This window comes from Arthrobacter sp. KN11-1C, assembly GCF_052180225.1.
In the GTDB taxonomy this organism is placed as follows: Bacteria; Actinomycetota; Actinomycetes; order Actinomycetales; family Micrococcaceae; genus Arthrobacter.
Map to the genome: position 1 here is coordinate 3,696,795 of NZ_CP197467.1, position 16,625 is coordinate 3,713,419.

A 16,625-nucleotide genomic window follows, 5' to 3' on the forward strand; every position below is an offset into this window, starting at 1 on the left:
CTTCGTCACCGGGTTGCCTCGACGGCGGTTGCCCACCGCGCGCGGAACTCGGCTGCTTGGTCTGCAGACCACTTCGGTTCATAGACAGTGCTGGGGCTCCAGGGAACGACGGCGTCCTGAAGAGGGAGGGATGGTTCAAGGGCCACTCTGGCCAGGGCAGCCGCGCCCAGGGGCGTCGCGTGCTGGGACGGGTACACGTCGATCTCTATCTGCATAAGATCGGCAACGGCCTGCATCAAAACACGGCTCTGCGTCAGCCCGCCGTCGGCCCGCAGCCGCTGGAGCGGATGGCCGATGTCTGAAGCGACGAGGGAGCCCAGCTCAGCGACTTGCGCGGCGATACCCTGCAGGACGGCGAGCACGATGTGTTCCGGCCCGGTGGACAATGTCATTCCCGTGAGGGAGGCTTTGGCTTCCGGACTCCACCATGGTGCGGCCAGGCCCGCGAAAGCGGGGACGCTGAGCACGCCGCCGGAATCGGCGGCGGCTACGACGTCGAGCTCGGAAGCCGACTTGATGAAGCCCATTCCCTGGAGCCACCTGACCGCGGACGCCGCGGTGTACACCTGTCCGTCAAAGCAGTAGGTGGGCTTGTCTTTGACGGTCCAGGCGACCGATGCGGCGAGTCCGGCCGTCGAGCGTGTTGCCGACGTTCCGGTGTTCGCCAGCAGGAAAGCCCCCGTGCCGAAGGTACACTTCGCTTCGCCGGCTTCGAGGCAATTCTCGGCCAGGAGGGCCGCCTGCTGATCCACAATGAGCCCGCCGACGGCCATGAGCCCGCCGAATGCACTCGTTGAGCCCGCGATCGCGTCGGACGGCAGAATCCTGGGGAGCTTTTCATCGCCAAGTTCGAACAAATCCAGCAGTTCCTGGTCCCACTCCGTGCTGTCCAGGCTGGTCGCCAGGGACCGGCTGGCCGTGCTGACGTCGGTGACGAATTCCCCGGTCAAATGGTGGATGAGCCAGCTGTCGGAGGTGGTGACAACACCGTCCCGGGTGACGTTTTTCCGGATCCACGCCTGCTTGGGAGCGGAGAAGTACGGGTCCAGGACCAGTCCGGTGCGGCTTGCGAATACGTCCCGATGGTCCGCGAGGCCGGCGCAGATGCTTTCGGCGCGCCGGTCCTGCCACACGATCATGTTGGAGAGCGGCTTCCCGGTCGCCGGGTCCCAGGCCAGGACGGTTTCCCCTTGGTTGGCGATCGTGACGATATCGATCAAAGCACCGGACTGGGCAACGGCGGCCCTTCCGGTCTGGAGGACGGAATCGAGCAGTTCCTGCGGGTCCTGTTCGACGCCGCTGCCCGGCAGGTAGTGCGGCCGGACTGCTTGTTCGGCCAAGCCCAGGACTTTGCCGTCTTCAGACACGACGACGGCTTTGGTTCCGGACGTGCCCTGGTCGATGGATAGAACGGTGGTCACTTGCCCTGCGCCCTTTCGGAATGTTTGGCGTCGGCGTCCAGCTCGGCATCGATCGAGTGCAGATCGGGCATGGCGAGTCCGGACGGACCTCCACGTCGGATGAGCAGGAAGACCAGGTAAACAGCACCGATTGCCACCATGATGGCCACGTACAACCAGGAGTTGATGAAGGATGCATCCCTGAAAACAGACAGCATGAAGATCAGCCACACGGCGGCGAGGATGATGACGGGTACCTCGAACTTGCCCAAAGTGAATCCCTTGCTCGGGGGAAGACTCTTGCGCTTGACGATATACAGCAGGACCGTAGCCGCATAGATGACCGCGGGCAGCAGGGTGGCGGCACCAAAGAGGCTGAAAAGAGCGTCGGTCTGGAAGGCGAAGAGGCCGAGGATCAGCTCACCCAGGACGAACATGAGTCCGGTTGCCGCCGTGGGGGTTCCGAAGCGCGGCGAGACCTTGCGCCACAGGGCGTGGCCCGGGAAGCGGTCGTCGCGGGACATTGCCCACACGAGCCGGACTCCGGTCATGAGGATCACCATGCCGCAGGCAAAGATTGCGATGACGACCATCACCAGCAGCGCAGTGCCTACAACCGGTCCGAGAACGCGGTTGATGACGTCGGCAACGGGAGTTGCGGACCCGGCCAGGGTTGCGGGATCGCCGGCCAGCATGGTGATGGCCAGAAGGAAGAGGAAGCCCAGGATGCCGGAAGCGAGGACGGCTTGCCACATGGCGCGAGGCACCACCCTGGCAGGGTCTTTGGTTTCTTCGGCGAGGTTGGCGGCGGATTCGAATCCCACGATGGTGAACGCGCCCAGCAAAGTCCCCATCATCCACGGCCCTACGTGGAGCAAAGACCCGACGCTGAAGTAATCCTGTGCCGGGAGGGAACCCGTGGAGAACAGATTGCCCACGTTCAATTCCTTGGCCACTGCGCCGACGACGATGAGCAGCACGACGAGCAAGATCATGCCGATGAGTTCGGCCGAGACGGCGAAGTTGTTCACCCGCTCGGTCCAACGCGTGGAAAACGCAACCAACAGGGCCTGCAAGGCCAGCACGATGCTGGTGATCAGCCACGCGTTCGCAGGGGTTCCCTCGTAGCCAAGGAGAACAGGCAGGACCGTTGAAGCGATGGTGTAGTCGACGGCGACCACCACGATGGCGAGGAACGTGAAGGAGATCCAGCCCATGATCCAGCCCAATACCGGGTTGGCCAGTCGCGACATCCACTGGTAGGAGTAGCCGGTCACCGGGATACGGGCGGCCAACGAGCCGAAAATCAGAGCGACCATGAGTTGCCCGACCGTGACGATCGGCCAAGTCCAAATGCCCGCCGGCCCGGAGCTGTTGAGGACCGCGCCATAGGTAGTAAAGATGCCCGTGGCGATGGAAACGAACGCGAAAGCGACAGCAAAAGAGGCGAATTTGCCCGTTCCGCGCTTCATTTCCTGCTTGTAGCCGTACTCTTCAACGTCTGTATCCGTGCCTGGCACGATACTGCCTGCCGGTAGAGGGTTGTGTGTCATTGGAGCGAATGTCCTTCGATGAGTGCCCGTCGGAGCGTCGTTGCTGGGTCAGGCCGGGCGCGGGGGTTGGTTCGTTGGAATTGGTTGTCCGTGGTGCCTCATGTTCATGGCGACATGACAGCGGCCTGATGAGGCCTATGGGGCGCTGGGAGCCACGTGCGTTGGAATCGCTTCCATCCATTTTGTGGATTTGTGAGGATTCATAAGGAAAAGTATGGATCCGCGTGAACCGGACGTCAAGAGGCGATTGTTGCGAACGTCACACTCGTGTAGTTTTTTCCTGGTTTTACGGGGATCTATAGGAGAAATTGGCTAGACACGTGTCCACATAATTCCACGATACGTCCCCATTAAACGACGATACCCCGCACTTTCGTGCGGGGTATCGTCACCGGGCTGTCGGAGCAGGTCGGGACTCGACCCATATGAGCTGGCTCAGGTCGGCGGCGGGAAACTAGTTGGATGCCCCACCTTGGACAACCTCGATGCCTGCGTCCCTCAGGGAGTTGATTCTGGCAATACTTGCCTTGCTGTCCGTGATGACCCCTTTGATCTCGTCCAGGTCGCAGACATGGCGGACGGCAATACGTCCAAGCTTGTCACCAACCGCCAGGACATAAGTCTGCGCGGACTTCTCAATCATTAGTTGCTTGATTGCAACATCCTCGGACGAGTAGTCCGTCAGGCCCGCCCGGGCATCCACTCCCCCGGTGCCAAGAAAGGCCCAGTTCGCGTTGAAGCTTCGAACTTGGGCAAGGGCATCGGGACCGTAGGTGGTCATTTCGCCGGCTCGGACTCGGCCGCCAAGCACGTACAGCTCAACACCCGGACGGTCACTGAGGATGGATCCCACCACCAAGCTATTGGTGATGACGATGCCGTGGAATGTTGGGGGCAGTGCCCTCGCCGCGGCTTCCACCGTGGTTCCGACATCGAGGAAGATCGTGTCGGTGTCGCCGATCAGTGCGGCGGCTGCGGCGCCGATCTCGTCCTTTTCTTGCGGATTTTCCATGGAACGGTTCGCCCTGTCGGGTTCACTATCAGTCACCTTGACAGGAGGCATGGCACCACCGTGAATGCGCTTGAGCTCCCCTGACCGCTCCAAGGCCATAAGGTCCCTACGAACGGTTTCTCCGGAGACAGACATCATGGATGCAATGTCCGCGGGTCTAAGGAATTCCCCTTCGCTCACGAGTTCAAGGATTCTTCGGCGCCTGACCTCGGGTGGCTGCTTCATTGGACTACCCATCGCCTTCGCTCGTGCAGGATGCAATTCTGTGTGTATCATACGAATTTGCAACAATTTCCACAACTTGCCAACATGATGGCCTTGAGCAGTTTCTGGGAGACGGGCACCTGTGAAAGGGCAGCGTCACGCCACGCAGGTTTTCAGCGCCCCCAACGGACTGTGGGCCCGGGATTCCGGGGATCCGGAGGAGTCCGGGTGCCAAAAAGTTGCGTGGCGTGACGCAGCCGAGCAAGCGCCACTAGTGCTTCAGGTTCGTCAGCTCCTGGAGAACCTCATCCGAGGTGGTGATGATGCGGGCGTTGGCCTGGAAGCCGCGCTGGGCCACGATCAGGTTGGTGAATTCCTGGGAGAGGTCCACGTTGGACATTTCGAGGGACCCCGCAGTCAAGGTACCGAGCCCCGCGGCGCCCGGGGCACCCAACTGCGCCGCGCCGGAGTTGGCGGTAGCCACGTATGTCGAGCTACCGGCCTTTTCAAGGCCGCCGGGGTTGGTGAAGCGGGCAAGGGCCACCTGTGCCAACACCTGCTTGGCACCGTTGCTGAACGAGCCGATGAGTGAGCCGTCGCCGCCCAGAGTGAAGGACTCCAGATTTCCTGCCTCGGATCCGTTCTGGCTGCCGACCGTGAGCGTGCTCATGGAGGCAAAGCCGGTAACAGTGGACATGTCCACCGTAATGCCGCCGACGGTCATGGCACCGCCCGAGGTCAGCGCACCGTTCGCGAACGTGAGGGTCGTGTTGCCTGCGGCGCCGTTGGCATCTGCCCCGGCCACATCCCAACCGCCCGCAGAGCGGCTGAACGTGAGCGCCAAGCTGCGGGAGGCGCCGTTGGCGTCGTAGACCTTGACTTGGCGCTCCACGCTGGTCCCCACGGCCGCGTCGGACGGCAGGTTTCCGTCCAGCGAGGCCTTGGTAGTGGCGACGGCCGCCGACGTGGTGTTGGGCGAGAGGGCGATGGGGCCAATGGGACCGCCCTGGTTCACGACGCCGTTGGCAGCGGACCAGCCCTGGAGGATGCCGCCGTCGGGACTCACGAGCCGGCCGGCCGCGTCCATGTCGAAGGCGCCGGCGCGTGTGTAGAGCTGCTGGCCGGCCTTGCTGGTGATGAAGAAACCGTCACCGGAGATCATCATGTCGGTGGCGCGCCCGGTGCTCTGCGATGAACCCTGGCTGAAGTTGGTGCTGATTCCCGCCACGCGCACGCCCAGGCCGATCTGGGCGGGGTTGGTGCCACCGGTTTCAGTCTGCGGGGCGCCCGCGCCCTGGGTCATCTGGGAAAGCGTGTCCTGGAACTGGGTGGAGGAAGCCTTGAAGCCGGCCGTATTCACGTTGGCGATGTTGTTTCCCGTGACGTCCAGCATGGCCTGGTGGGCACGAAGGCCGGAAATTCCGGAGTACAGCGAACGAAGCATGGTGTTGCCTTTCTTCGGGTGGTTCGGGGAGTCTTGTGGAGCGTCAGGCGGTGGGCGAAGCAGCGGGTGTGGGCGACGTTGCGGCCGTCATCCCGCTGATGGAATCGAGCGGAACGTTCACTCCGCCGACCGCCACCGTGGGGGTTCCGGCAGCGAAGGAAACCGAGCTCGCGACGCCTGAGCCTTTCGTCCCGTCCGGGAGCGTGTAGCTGACGTTGTGGCCGATGATTTGTGCCGCGGCGCTGCGCATCTGGAGCGAAAAGCTCTCCTTGGCGTCGGCGGTGAGTTCCGTCATTTTCTCCATCATGGACAGCTGCACGGTCTGGCTCATCATCTGGTTGGTATCCATGGGTGAGCTAGGATCCTGGTTCTTCAGCTGTGTCACAAGCAGGGACATGAACATGTTCGAGTCCATTGACTGCGCGGGTGCGGACGCGGCGGTTCCGGTCGCGGTGTTTCCAGGCTGGACTCCGCTGCTTGCCGCGATGGCTTGGATGGTCACTATTGGCTCTCCTTCATCAGACAAGAATGTCCAGGCTGCTGGTACTGCTTCGGGGAAGTACGACGGCGGTCCGCGGCAGGCGAACCGGCTCGCCGTCGCTGCCGCGCGGGAAGGCGGGACTTTCGGCCGGGCGTCGGTCCCGGGGGTCCGAGCCTCCCGCGCCGGCGTCGGCCGGAGCGCTGTGTTCGGACAGGTCGAGGCTGGCGCCGAAGCCTGATTCGCCAAGCCCGCGCCGCAGCTCCGGCAGGACGCTGCGCACCGCCTCACGGCCGGCTTCTCCGGGGGCGAACAATTCGATCCGCACCCCTGCGGCATCGATATGGGCCCGGACCGTCAGCGGACCGAGGTCTTCCGGGGACAGCTTCAAGGTCATGACGTGCGCGCCGGGCGCCGCCGATGCAAGGGAAAACAGCGGCCCGGACACTTGTGGCAGCAGTTTCGCCGGGTCTGCCTGGGGCGTGAGTGATGCCATGCCTGCAGGGGCCGCCGACGTCGCCTGCTGGAACGGCGACGCCGGTTGCACCACCACCGGAAGCCCCGCCGGAAGCCCCGCGGGAAGCCCGGGTGCCGGCGGGGTGTCCTGCCCAAGCACCCGTGATGAGTCCCGCTGTGGCTCCTGTTGCGTCGCGGGTTTCCCGCCGGAAAGTACGACGGCGGTGGCGGACTCGCCTGCCTGGGCCGCGGTCGCGTTGACCCCGGGTTCGGGGCTAGCGGGCAACGGCTTGGTGGGCAGCGCGGTTCCGGGGAGAGCGGGCAACGGGCTCGTCGATTGAGCGCCAGCGGGCTGCAGACTGCTCGGCAACGGGCTGGTCGGGATCGGACCGGTCTGGCGTGAGCTTTGACCAGGGCTTCCGAGCGGCGGTGCCGGCACAGAGGGAGGAGGGACCAAAAGAGAAGGGGCCGCAGGAGCTTGGATCGAAGCACCGGAGGCCTTCGAAGGCCTCGGGTTTGCCGTCAGCGCCGCCTGAATGCTGCCCGTGTCCATCCCAGCGACAAGGCTTGCTGTTGCCACCGTGCCTGCAACCATTTTGGCTGGGGCCGTAGCGTCGACCACGCCGTCTTTGACCGGCACAGCACCGCCCGGGCCGCTCGCCTGCGGAGCAGCGGTCCCGGCCGCGAGACCACCCGCAGCACCGGGAACAGCACCCGCAACAGCACCCGCCGCAACAGCACCCGCAACGACGCTCGCGGCGTCAACCGCACCCGCCGCATCAACCGTGTCCTTGGCGACCTTCGTCCCCTCCGGCTTGGCGGCTCGGGTGATCGCCCCGGTGCCGTCGGCTGCAGGCTCCCGCTGCGCGCCGCCGTCGGGCGCTTGTGCGGTCCCATCGGAGGTCTTCGCATCCGACGCCAGCACGCCGTTCATCACTGCCTCGAAACCGGCGGAGGCGCCAGCCTGCGGCACAAGCGGAGAGCCCGGAACAGCCGGACGCGGGGAGGCCGCAGCGGCAGGAGGCAACTGCATCACGAGCCTCCCGCCGGGACTATGCGGCGGATCGCGGTCAAGTTGGACTGCTGTTCCCACGCATCGCGGATCTGGATGGTCTGGCCGGGGACGGGTGCGTCGATCGCTTTGCCGTTGCCAAGGTAGATGGAGATGTGTTCGCCGCCGAAACTGACTAGGAGGTCGCCGGGCTTGGCCTGGGCCAAGGACGCCACCGGGGTGCCTTGGCGCATCTGATCGCTGACAACGCGCGGCAGGTCGACGCCGAGGTCCTTGAAGACACGCTGCACGAATCCCGAGCAATCCATGCCCACGGCCGGGTTCGTACCGCCCCAGACGTAGGGCACGCCCACGTATTTCTTGGCGTCAGCCACTACGGCATCGCCAGTGACACCGCCGGCGGCCGTGCCGGTGCCGGCCCCCGAAAGTGCCCCGAGGCCCGCAATGCCGGAGAGCAAGGAATTACCGGGGAGGGCTGCAACACCGGAGAGGCCCGCAGTTCCCGCGAGGCCCCCAGTGCCGTCGAGGCCCAGGGAAGAAGCGAGCTGGCTGACGTCCGGCGTCGTCGAGCCCCCGACGGCGGTGCTCAGCGCTTGCGCGAAGGATGCCGCGTCCGTCGAAGGGGCCGTGCCCGCGGAAGGGTCGGCCGTCGCAGTTGCTTGCGGGCTGATGCCTTGGCTCAGTTGCTGCAACATCGATTGGATGCTTTGGATGCGCCCGATGGCCTCCGCCATGCTCATGAGGTGGCCTTCCGGTGCCACGCGGAGGACGCGATCTCGTCCAGCACGCTTTGTTCGGCGTGTAGCGCGTAAGCCTCGAAAGCGGCGCCGTGACGGGTTTCGAGCTTCTCGAGTCCCACGGCCCGGCGCTTGGCTTCGGTGTATTCCGCACGGGCCTCGGCGGCTTCCGCTTCCGCGCTGGCGGCCAAGGCGTCAAGCTCAGCCAACATGCTTTGCGCCGAGGCGCGGGAGGCGGCGATGGCCAGGAGCGAGGCGGAGCTTCCGGGATCGCCGGCGGATTCGGCCAGCTCTTCCCGGGCGGTGGCGCGCCGGGATCGCAAGGACGCGGTCCGGGAGTTGGCGCGTGCCAGTCCGCTGGCAGCGGCATCCTGCTGGGTCTGGCGCAGGCGCAACAGCCCGGCCAGGGAGAATTGACGGTTCACGCGGCTCCTTCGAGGCTTGCGGAGAGGCGGAAGAGTTCCGGCCACGACTCGCTGTACGGGGTGGAATCGTCCATGCTTTGCCGCAAGAACCCGTTGATGGCGGCTTCATGGTCCAGTGCCGCGTCAACCAAGGGATTGCTGCCACGGTGGTAGGCTCCGACGTCGATCAGGTCCTGCGCGCTGCGCCGCGCGGCGAGGACCCTGCGCAGGGAGGCCGCGAGCGCCGTCCGATCAGCGGAGTTGACCTTGGAAGCCACGCGGGACACCGACCCAAGGACGTCCACCGAGGGGAAGTGTCCCGTGACGGCGAGCTTCCGGTCCAGGACCACGTGTCCGTCGAGGATCGAGCGGGCGGCGTCGGCGATCGGTTCGTTGTGGTCGTCTCCGTCCACCAGCACCGTGTAGATACCGGTCACGGATCCGGTCTCGGCAGTGCCGGCGCGTTCCAGGAGCCTGGCCAGCACGGAAAAGGTCGACGGCGGGTAGCCGCGCGTGGCGGGAGGCTCGCCGGCGGAGAGGCCGATTTCGCGCTGGGCCATGGCCACACGGGTCAGCGAATCCATCATGAGCACCACGTCCTGGCCGGCCTCGCGGAAGGATTCGGCAATCCGGGTGGCCGTGACGGCGGCACGCAAGCGCATCAGGGCAGGTTCATCGGACGTGGCAATAACCACCACTGAACGGGCCAGGCCTTCGGGACCCAGGTCATCCTCCAGGAACTCCCGCACTTCGCGTCCGCGCTCCCCCACCAAGGCAATCACGGAGACTTCGGCGTCGGTACCGCGGGCGATCATGGACAGCAGCGAGGACTTGCCGACGCCCGAGCCTGCGAACAGCCCCATGCGCTGGCCGCGGCCAAGGGTGGCCATGGTGTCCAGGACACGGACGCCGGTCTGGAGCGGTGTGTCCACCCGGGCGCGGTGCATCGCGGACGGGGCTTCGTTGTCCAAGGGGACCATGGGGCTTGCGGGCAGAGGGCCTTGGCCGTCGATCGGACGCCCGAGCCCGTCCACTACCCGCCCGAAAAGGCCGCGCCCGGTAGGGACCAGGATCGGAGCGCCCTTGGAACGGGCCGGGTCTCCCGCGGCCACTCCGGTCAACCGTCCCAGCGGCATGCAGCGCACGGCGCCACTGACCGAGGCGACCACTTCGGCGTCGAGCCCTGGGGCCTCGCCGATGGTGACCAGATCTCCCACCGCGCAGTCCAGCCCGGAGACCTCCAGGCCAAGGCCGAGCACGGACGTCACGGTGCCCACGCGCTGCGGCGCCGCGGCCGCGAGGGCTGCGCGGAAACGGCCCGCGTGCGGCCGGTAAGCGGTAACGCTCATGCGTCGATCCCCAGCAGGGCTGTTTTGGCCCTGTCCACAGCGGTACCGAGCCGGGCATCGAGCCAGCCCTGCGGATATTCCGCGATCGCATCGCCGCGGTCCAGTGCGGGATCCGCCTTGATTTCGACGCCGGCCACGCTCCCGACGGCGGCCAGCGCGGCGAGGTCCTCCGGGTGGAGCCGGACAGTGGTCACTGTTTGCACGTCGGAGGCCGTTGCGAGGGCTCGGGCCAGGGCGGCGCGGGCGGTGTTCGCGCCGTCGTTGAGCTCATAGCCCAGGATGGCTTCGGCGAGTTCCATCGCACCGGCTGCCAACACATCCTGTGCTTCCTCCAGCACGGCGCCGCGGCGCTGCCGGGACTCGGCGGCCGCCGCTTCGAGCGCACGGACAGCGTGCGCCATAGCCAGGCGCCCGGCGTCGAGCATTGCGCGGTGTTCGGCTTGAAGCTGTTCCCGGAGACCCAGCTGTTCCGCGGCCGCGGCCCGGAGTCCGGCCGCGTAGCCTGCCGCGTGTCCCTGGGTGTACCCCCGGTCCTCCTTGAGTGAGCTCGTGGCCGGCTGGATGTCCGGGAAGACCACCCTCCGGAGTCCGGCCTCAGTAGACATAGTCGTCTTCTTCGCCGCGCCGGACCACGATGGCACCTTCTGCTTCAAGCTCACGGATGGAACGGACTATCTCTGCCCGCGCCTCTTCAACCTGGGAGGCGCGCACAGGCCCGGCGGAGGCCATCTCGGCTTCGAGGATTTCGAGGTTGCGGCCGGATACGTTGGTGCGCACTGCCTCGAGCACCGCGGCGGGCGCACCCTTCATGGCGACGGCGAGTACTTCGGCATTGACGCCACGCAGGATCTGCTGGATGTCGCGGCGTTCCAATTTCACGATGTCCACGAACGTCAGCATCCGGGCGCGCACTTCCGTGGCCAGCTCGGGATCGAGGGTTTCCAGGCCTTCCAGCACGGAACGCTCGGTGTTGACGTCGGATCGGTTGATGATGTCGACGAGAGGCTGGATGCCGCCGACAATCTCGCTCGACTTCCTTTGCGACATGACGGCTCCGGCGCGGACCTTGAGGGTCTCGGCCACGATGCCCACGGCTTCAGGCGAAGCCATCCCCATGGTGGCGATGCAACGGGCCACCTCACTGCGCTGCACGTCGCCCAGGCCGGCCATGACTGCGGATGCCTTGCCCGGCCGCAAATGCGCCAGGATCAAGGCAATGGTCTGCGGCATTTCGCCGTCGATGAGGGCCAGGAGCTGGCCGGAATCCATCATTTCCAGGAATTCGAAGGACTTCCCGGCCATCGTGGATGCGAGACGGTCCATGAAACCGGCCGCTTTGTCCGCACCGAAGGACGCTTCGAGGAGCCCGACGGCGAATTCCTGGCCGCCGCGGGCCGTGCGGCGGCCGCTGACCGCAAGGTCGTGGAATTCGGTCAGGACATGGTCCGCCACGGTTGAGGAGACGCGGCGCAAGCGGACGATCTCGCCGGCGATGTCCTCGGCCTCGGACTCGGAGAACTGGGTCATGACGGAGGCTGCGCTGGCCGGGCTCATCTGCATCAGCACCACGGCCACCTTCTGGGCACCGGTCAAGCCGGCGACGTCCAGCTCCCCGGCCCTCATACCGGCTGCCTTTCATCCATGAGTCCGCGCAGGTAGTCGGCGGTCCGTGCCGGGTTCTCAGCAACCATGGCCTCAATCTGCGCCCGCCGCCGTTCGCCGTCGAGAGCTTCGGCTCCGGACATCGGCAACGCCGGAACGGGATGCACAGGCATTTCGATCGCCGTCGTGGCGGGGGGCCCTTCGAGCGCTGGAGCGGTCACCGCTTGGGGCAGCATCTCGTAGTCCATCCGCTCGCCAAGATCAACCGGCTCGCGGCGCTGCCGGCGGCGCAGGAGGATCAGCACCAGCACAATCAGCGCGACCACTGCCAGCAGGACGCTTCCGGCCAGGATGAGGGTATTCATCAAATCCGACTGCTGCTTGGCATCGGCTTGTGCTTTTGCCGCGCCCAGTGCCTGTGTCGCTGCGTCGGCAGCCGAAGTGCTGAAGGGCAGCACCTCGACCGTCACCACGTCGCCGCGGGTGGGATCGACGCCGGCCGCGGAAGTGACGAGCGCCTTGACGGAGTTGACGTTGAGCCCGGCCGCCGCAGCCTGGTTGATGGCGACGGAGATCGTCTGGCGTTTCAGGGCGCCTTGCGGAATGGTGCGGTCTTCCGTGACCTTGTTGACGGCGTTGTTCTTGGTGGTGTCGCTGGAGTCGAACGTCCCGTTGCCGTTGGTGCCGCCCGGCACGGCAATGTTGTCCGGACCCAGGACACCGGAGGCGCCGCCGCCGGTTCCCGTGTACTTCTCGGTCTTGGTGCTCTCGCTGAGCGGGGCGGCATCCTTGGCGGTGGAGAACGTCTCGCTGCGCTGCTGCGCGGACTCTGCGGTCACGTCGGCCGCGACCGCGACGGTGGCGTTGCCGGGGCCGACTACCCGGTCCAGTACGGCCTTCACCGAATCGGAGGTGCGCTGCTGGTAGTCGGCAGCTTGCTTGGACGAGGACCCTGTGGCTCCCCCTCCCACGGTGGAGAGGACGTTGCCTTGGGAGTCCACCACGGTCACGTTGGTTGGCTTCAGGTTTTCGATCGCCGCGGACGTCAAGTGCACGATTGCCTGGACCTTGTCGGCGGACAGGGTGATACCCGGCTGCGTTTCCACGAACACGGATGCCGTGGCCTCGGGCGCGTTGTCCGCGAAGACGGTTTTAGCCGGAAGGGCCAACTGTACGGCGGCTGTCTTCACGCCGTCCATGGCCTGGATGGTGGTGGCGAGTTCGCCCTCAAGCGCCCGCTTGTACGTCACGGTCTGCTGGAACTCGGACGAGGTCACCCCGAGCTTGTCGAGCAAGGAATAGCCTGTGGCCGCGGCCGCCGGAAGGCCCGCCGCGGCCGCTTTCAGCCGTTCGTCGTTGACCTTGTCGTCGGGGACAAGGATGGTGGAACCGCCGTTGCTGAGCTCGTACGGAACATTGTCCTTGCGCAGCTGCTCCACGATGCTATTGGCGTCCGTGTCCTTCAATCCGGAGAACAGCGGCGAGTAGGACGGCTTGCCCAACCATGCGGACAGGGCCACTCCGCCGAGCACCAGGACGGCGATGCCGATGATGGCGATGGTGCGCTGCCCGGCGGTGAAGCCCTTGAATCCATCGCCTATCTTGCGGAAGAAGGCGGCAATCTGTGGAGGCATCAGGCCTGCATCCTCATGATCTCGTTGAACGCGTCAACGCCCTTGTTCCGTACCGTGGAGACGAGCTCCATGGTGATCTGCGCGCGCGTGGCAGCGATCGTCGCCTTGTGGATGTCGTCGAGGTTGCCCGTCACCGCAGATACCGCCAGCTGGTTCGACGTCGATTGCAGTGACTGGAGGTTGTCCACGGCGCCGGTCAGCGCCGTCGCAAAGCCGTTGCCCCCCGTCGCCCCGGTGGTTCCGCTGACGCTGTCTGTGCTGCCCAGGTACCCGGTGCCGGTGACGCCCTGCACGGAAAGCCCCCCGCTGCCTTGAATTGCGCCGATCGGGTCCAAAGCCATCAGGATTTTCCTATCTCGAGCGCTGCTTGGTAAGTATCACGGGCACGGTCAACAACTTGTGCGTTGGCCTGGTAGCCGCGCTGCGCCACAATCAGCGCACCCATTTGTTCGGAGAGGTCGATGTCCGGGTAACGCACGTACCCTTGGGCGTCGGCAAGCGGATGGTCCGGTTGGTACACCAGCCTGCCGGTGGCACTGCCTTGGGGGGTGCTCTTCACGTACACGCCGTTTCCGTCGCTGCCTTCGGCGGCTTCGACGTAGCGGGCTTGGAAGGCCTTGCCGCTGGTGCGGGATACGTCGTTGATGTTGGCGATGTTGTCCGAGACGGCATCGAGCCACTTGCGGTGGACAGTCAGGGCGGAGCCGGCAATGCCGATCGCGTCGAAAGTCATCAGCTGGTCCTCAGGGCCGTGCGGATCGCGGTGAATTCGTCTCCGACGGCCCGGGCCGCGAACTGGTAGCGCAGGACGGTATCCACGTTGGAGAGGGTTTCGGTGTCCAGGTTCACGTTGTTGCCGTTGAGCTGGGTGGGTTCCTGGGACGTTGACACCGTGGGTGCAGCGTAGCCATTCCCGGCACTCACCGAGGCCGCGAGCGCGTCTTCGAACTGCACCCTTTTGGCGTGGTAGTTCGGGGTATTGATGTTCGCGATGTTGTTGGCGATGGTGTTCTGGCGCAAGGTGAGCCCATCCAGGGCGCTGCCAAGGGCAACAGAAGTCACTGAGTCGAACACGACGGCCTGCCTTCGCGAATAGATATGAAGAGGCCGATCCGTGGCCGTGCATCGAGCAATCCCTGCTCAACTTCCACCATCGGCACGCGCCGCGGATCCGTTAGTCGATTCAGGGATAGTTTTCGGTACTTTTCTTCAGCCTTGGACGTCGAGGATCAACGGACGGGAGGCATCGCGGCTTCCAGGGACTGTGCTGAGTGCGTCCAGGTGGGCAAGGGCGTCGTTCCGGATTTTGCCGAGGATGCTCACGGACTCCAGCTGCGCGTCAAGGAGCCGCCGTGCCCTGTCAGCCAGAGCCGGCGGAAGGGGCCCGGCCTCAACAGGGGGACTCCATGGCACCGGCTCTCCCCCGGAGACCGCGACGGCGATGTCGGCTTCCAGCCGGTCCAGGATGTCGGACCATTCCCGCATCGGGTCAGCCGACACCGAGAGTGCCGTTCGTGCTGGCGGTCCCGCCCTGGGCAGGCAACTGCGAAGAGGCGTCGTGCCAGCCTTGCCGAAGCGGTTCCAGCAGCGCGATGCATTCCTTGGTCCGGTTGACGTCTCGGTAGATGTTGGCCCCGATCATGGCTTCCATCGAGTACTGGTAGATGCTCAGCAGTCCGGGGGCGCCATCCCAAGCGTCGGTCTTCAAGGTGGAGGACAACTCCGTGACGATCGCCTGGGCATGCAGGAGGTTTTCCCTCGCGACGCCCCAATCGGCGTTCTCCTGGGCGAATTGGGCCCGGCCCAGATCCAGCAGGAGGCGGTCGTACAGCATGGTGAGGAGCCTGGCCGGCGGGGCCGAGAGGATTGCGTCGGTGTTGTACTTGCTGAGCTGGCTGGCTCGAAGTGCTGTGGCTGTCACGGTCTAGTTTCCTGACGACGAGGAGGATGAGGACGAGGACGAGGACGAGAGACTGGAAAGCTGGCCGGTGAGCCAGGAGGCCTGGGACTTCAGGCCGCCGAGCAGCACCTCCATGTTGGTGTAGACGGCCTTGAGGGCGGTGCGGCGATCCGCAAGCCGGGTGTCCCAATCGCTGATCTGATTGTTCAGATCCGACACTTCGGACTGCTGGCCCTTGATGAGCTGCGGTATGGAGCCGATCACCGGATCCGAGGCGTTCGTCGTGGCCGTGGCGATCCTGGTGGCGATCTGCGACAGGGCCGACTGGGTGCCGGCCGGGTCGGCCGCCAATGCCGAGGCAAACTTAGTGCTGTCGAAAGTGAACGTGCCGTCCTGCTGGATGATGATGCCGTACTCGGAGGGCGACTTTCCGTTCACCGGGGCCACCACCGCTTCGGTGACGGCATCGCCGGCAGCCCGGACGGAGCTGTTTCCGGTGAAGATGCCGCCCTGCGCGCTGGCGACGCCCGTGGAGCTCGTGGTGGTCGTCACCGCGCTGCTGGATGCGATGTAGCCCAAGAGATCGTTCACGGAGGAGACCAGGTCGCTGGCCTTCTTTGAAATACCGGCAGTGTCGCTTGCCACGGTAACGGTGACCGGCGATGAACTCACGGCCGTGGCAGTCACCGAAACACCCGGAACGACATCGCTGAACGTGTTGCTGGACGAGGTGATGGTCTGCTGCGCCGCGGTGCCGGCATACAGGACGGCCTGTGCGTCCGCGGCCGGTTTGACGACGGCAGCAGTCGGTGCGGCAAACAGGTCCGTTGCCGTCCCTGCAGTGACATCCGCGGCGGTCCCTTGATACGCCTGGAAGTCGCCGGCTGCGCCGCCCGTGGTGGAGGTGAATTGCAGGCGATAGGTACCGTTTCCGGCCGGGACCTTCACCGCGGTCGCTCCCCCGCCGGCGGCATTCACGGCATTGACTACATCGTCAAGGCTCGTGGAAGCCGGGGTGATCTCGGTGGCCTTGCCGGTCTTGTCCACCAGGGTCAAGTGTGCCGGGTTGCCGGAAGCGTCAGTCGGCCAGGCAGTAAGGGCTTGGGTTACGCCGACCTTGGTGGACGACAGCTGGGTCACGGTCACGTCGATCGAGCCTGTGGTCGCCGTGGTGGACGCGGTGGCCGTGAAGGCCGGGTTGTTCGTGGTGGCCGTATACAGATTGGTCGCGCCGGGGGCCGAGGCAGCTGAGGCCAGGGAGCCCAACACTGTCAGGCGGGTGTTGAGGCTCCCCAGCGCGTTGATCATCGACTGGTCGGTGGCGACCTTGGACTGCAGCTGTTGCTGCGGCAACGCCTCCACCGCCATCAGCGAATCGATGATCGAAGTGGTGTTCAGTCCGCTCGCCAAACCGTCGATCGATGTTCCCACTGAGGTTCC

Annotated in this window: 18 protein-coding genes and 1 pseudogene; all 19 read right to left on the reverse strand. The window is 65.4% G+C overall.

Going from position 1 to position 16,625, the window contains the following annotated elements:
* Positions 1-5: 5 nt before the first annotated feature.
* A complete protein-coding gene (locus ACSBOX_RS17245; RefSeq protein ID WP_442543546.1) occupies positions 6-1,421 on the reverse strand; it encodes an FGGY family carbohydrate kinase in 1,416 nt (471 codons plus the stop codon).
* Entirely contained in the window at positions 1,418-2,953 is a 1,536-nt protein-coding gene (locus ACSBOX_RS17250) for an amino acid permease (RefSeq protein ID WP_442543547.1), read from the reverse strand. The genes ACSBOX_RS17245 and ACSBOX_RS17250 overlap by 4 nt, the downstream gene beginning before the upstream one ends.
* Positions 2,954-3,407: 454 nt before the next feature.
* Positions 3,408-3,965, reverse strand: a complete 558-nt coding sequence (locus tag ACSBOX_RS17255; protein ID WP_442546058.1) for a DeoR/GlpR family DNA-binding transcription regulator — start codon at positions 3,963-3,965, stop codon at positions 3,408-3,410.
* Between the two features lie 111 nt (positions 3,966-4,076).
* Positions 4,077-4,241, reverse strand: a pseudogene (locus ACSBOX_RS17260) (hypothetical protein); the annotation flags it as partial.
* A 199-nt stretch (positions 4,242-4,440) separates the two neighbouring features.
* Positions 4,441-5,613 (reverse strand): flagellar hook protein FlgE, encoded by a 1,173-nt coding sequence (locus ACSBOX_RS17265; protein WP_442543548.1) that lies wholly within the window; start codon positions 5,611-5,613, stop codon positions 4,441-4,443.
* Between the two features lie 43 nt (positions 5,614-5,656).
* The gene (locus tag ACSBOX_RS17270) at positions 5,657-6,115 is read right to left on the reverse strand and encodes a flagellar hook assembly protein FlgD (RefSeq protein ID WP_442543549.1); all 459 of its coding nucleotides are present in this window, start codon (positions 6,113-6,115) and stop codon (positions 5,657-5,659) included.
* 16 nt (positions 6,116-6,131) lie between these two features.
* Positions 6,132-7,580, reverse strand: coding sequence for a flagellar hook-length control protein FliK (locus ACSBOX_RS17275; protein WP_442543550.1), 1,449 nt, complete (start codon positions 7,578-7,580; stop codon positions 6,132-6,134).
* Complete coding sequence (locus ACSBOX_RS17280; RefSeq protein ID WP_442543551.1) at positions 7,580-8,299, reverse strand: C40 family peptidase; 720 nt, start codon at positions 8,297-8,299, stop codon at positions 7,580-7,582. The genes ACSBOX_RS17275 and ACSBOX_RS17280 overlap by 1 nt, the downstream gene beginning before the upstream one ends.
* Positions 8,296-8,721, reverse strand: coding sequence for a flagellar FliJ family protein (locus tag ACSBOX_RS17285; protein WP_078106343.1), 426 nt, complete (start codon positions 8,719-8,721; stop codon positions 8,296-8,298). Before ACSBOX_RS17285 ends, ACSBOX_RS17280 begins: the two co-directional genes overlap by 4 nt.
* A complete protein-coding gene (locus tag ACSBOX_RS17290) occupies positions 8,718-10,049 on the reverse strand; it encodes a FliI/YscN family ATPase (RefSeq protein ID WP_442543552.1) in 1,332 nt (443 codons plus the stop codon). The genes ACSBOX_RS17285 and ACSBOX_RS17290 overlap by 4 nt, the downstream gene beginning before the upstream one ends.
* A complete protein-coding gene (locus ACSBOX_RS17295; protein ID WP_442543553.1) occupies positions 10,046-10,654 on the reverse strand; it encodes a FliH/SctL family protein in 609 nt (202 codons plus the stop codon). Before ACSBOX_RS17295 ends, ACSBOX_RS17290 begins: the two co-directional genes overlap by 4 nt.
* Complete coding sequence (gene fliG, locus ACSBOX_RS17300) at positions 10,644-11,672, reverse strand: flagellar motor switch protein FliG (protein ID WP_442543554.1); 1,029 nt, start codon at positions 11,670-11,672, stop codon at positions 10,644-10,646. The genes ACSBOX_RS17295 and fliG overlap by 11 nt, the downstream gene beginning before the upstream one ends.
* Positions 11,669-13,285, reverse strand: coding sequence for a flagellar basal-body MS-ring/collar protein FliF (fliF, locus tag ACSBOX_RS17305; protein ID WP_442543555.1), 1,617 nt, complete (start codon positions 13,283-13,285; stop codon positions 11,669-11,671). The genes fliG and fliF overlap by 4 nt, the downstream gene beginning before the upstream one ends.
* Entirely contained in the window at positions 13,285-13,626 is a 342-nt protein-coding gene (gene fliE, locus ACSBOX_RS17310) for a flagellar hook-basal body complex protein FliE (protein ID WP_442543556.1), read from the reverse strand. Before fliE ends, fliF begins: the two co-directional genes overlap by 1 nt.
* Complete coding sequence (locus tag ACSBOX_RS17315; RefSeq protein ID WP_442543557.1) at positions 13,626-14,018, reverse strand: flagellar basal body rod protein FlgC; 393 nt, start codon at positions 14,016-14,018, stop codon at positions 13,626-13,628. Before ACSBOX_RS17315 ends, fliE begins: the two co-directional genes overlap by 1 nt.
* Positions 14,018-14,359, reverse strand: a complete 342-nt coding sequence (locus tag ACSBOX_RS17320; RefSeq protein WP_442543558.1) for a flagellar basal body rod protein FlgB — start codon at positions 14,357-14,359, stop codon at positions 14,018-14,020. The genes ACSBOX_RS17315 and ACSBOX_RS17320 overlap by 1 nt, the downstream gene beginning before the upstream one ends.
* Positions 14,360-14,494: 135 nt before the next feature.
* Positions 14,495-14,770: a hypothetical protein gene (locus tag ACSBOX_RS17325; RefSeq protein ID WP_442543559.1), complete on the reverse strand. Its 276-nt coding sequence runs from the start codon at positions 14,768-14,770 to the stop codon at positions 14,495-14,497.
* 4 nt (positions 14,771-14,774) lie between these two features.
* Positions 14,775-15,206 carry a flagellar export chaperone FliS gene (locus ACSBOX_RS17330; RefSeq protein WP_415986581.1) on the reverse strand — a complete coding sequence of 144 codons (432 nt, stop codon included), beginning with the start codon at positions 15,204-15,206 and terminating at the stop codon, positions 14,775-14,777.
* A 3-nt stretch (positions 15,207-15,209) separates the two neighbouring features.
* Entirely contained in the window at positions 15,210-16,616 is a 1,407-nt protein-coding gene (gene fliD / locus ACSBOX_RS17335; RefSeq protein WP_442543560.1) for a flagellar filament capping protein FliD, read from the reverse strand.
* Between the last annotated feature and the right edge of the window lie 9 nt (positions 16,617-16,625).

Bases quoted from the DNA above. Each gene is read 5' to 3' on its own strand.
- ACSBOX_RS17255 (WP_442546058.1), bottom strand. From the start codon at position 3,965: ATGGAAAATCCGCAAGAAAAGGACGAGATCGGCGCCGCAGCCGCCGCA.
- ACSBOX_RS17250 (WP_442543547.1), bottom strand. From the start codon at position 2,953: ATGACACACAACCCTCTACCGGCAGGCAGTATCGTGCCAGGCACGGAT.
- ACSBOX_RS17315 (WP_442543557.1), bottom strand. From the start codon at position 14,018: ATGACTTTCGACGCGATCGGCATTGCCGGCTCCGCCCTGACTGTCCAC.
- fliF (WP_442543555.1), bottom strand. From the start codon at position 13,285: ATGCCTCCACAGATTGCCGCCTTCTTCCGCAAGATAGGCGATGGATTC.
- fliG (WP_442543554.1), bottom strand. From the start codon at position 11,672: ATGAGGGCCGGGGAGCTGGACGTCGCCGGCTTGACCGGTGCCCAGAAG.
- ACSBOX_RS17290 (WP_442543552.1), bottom strand. From the start codon at position 10,049: ATGAGCGTTACCGCTTACCGGCCGCACGCGGGCCGTTTCCGCGCAGCC.
- ACSBOX_RS17275 (WP_442543550.1), bottom strand. From the start codon at position 7,580: ATGCAGTTGCCTCCTGCCGCTGCGGCCTCCCCGCGTCCGGCTGTTCCG.
- ACSBOX_RS17295 (WP_442543553.1), bottom strand. From the start codon at position 10,654: ATGTCTACTGAGGCCGGACTCCGGAGGGTGGTCTTCCCGGACATCCAG.
- ACSBOX_RS17325 (WP_442543559.1), bottom strand. From the start codon at position 14,770: ATGCGGGAATGGTCCGACATCCTGGACCGGCTGGAAGCCGACATCGCC.
- ACSBOX_RS17280 (WP_442543551.1), bottom strand. From the start codon at position 8,299: ATGAGCATGGCGGAGGCCATCGGGCGCATCCAAAGCATCCAATCGATG.
- fliE (WP_442543556.1), bottom strand. From the start codon at position 13,626: ATGGCTTTGGACCCGATCGGCGCAATTCAAGGCAGCGGGGGGCTTTCC.
- ACSBOX_RS17265 (WP_442543548.1), bottom strand. From the start codon at position 5,613: ATGCTTCGTTCGCTGTACTCCGGAATTTCCGGCCTTCGTGCCCACCAG.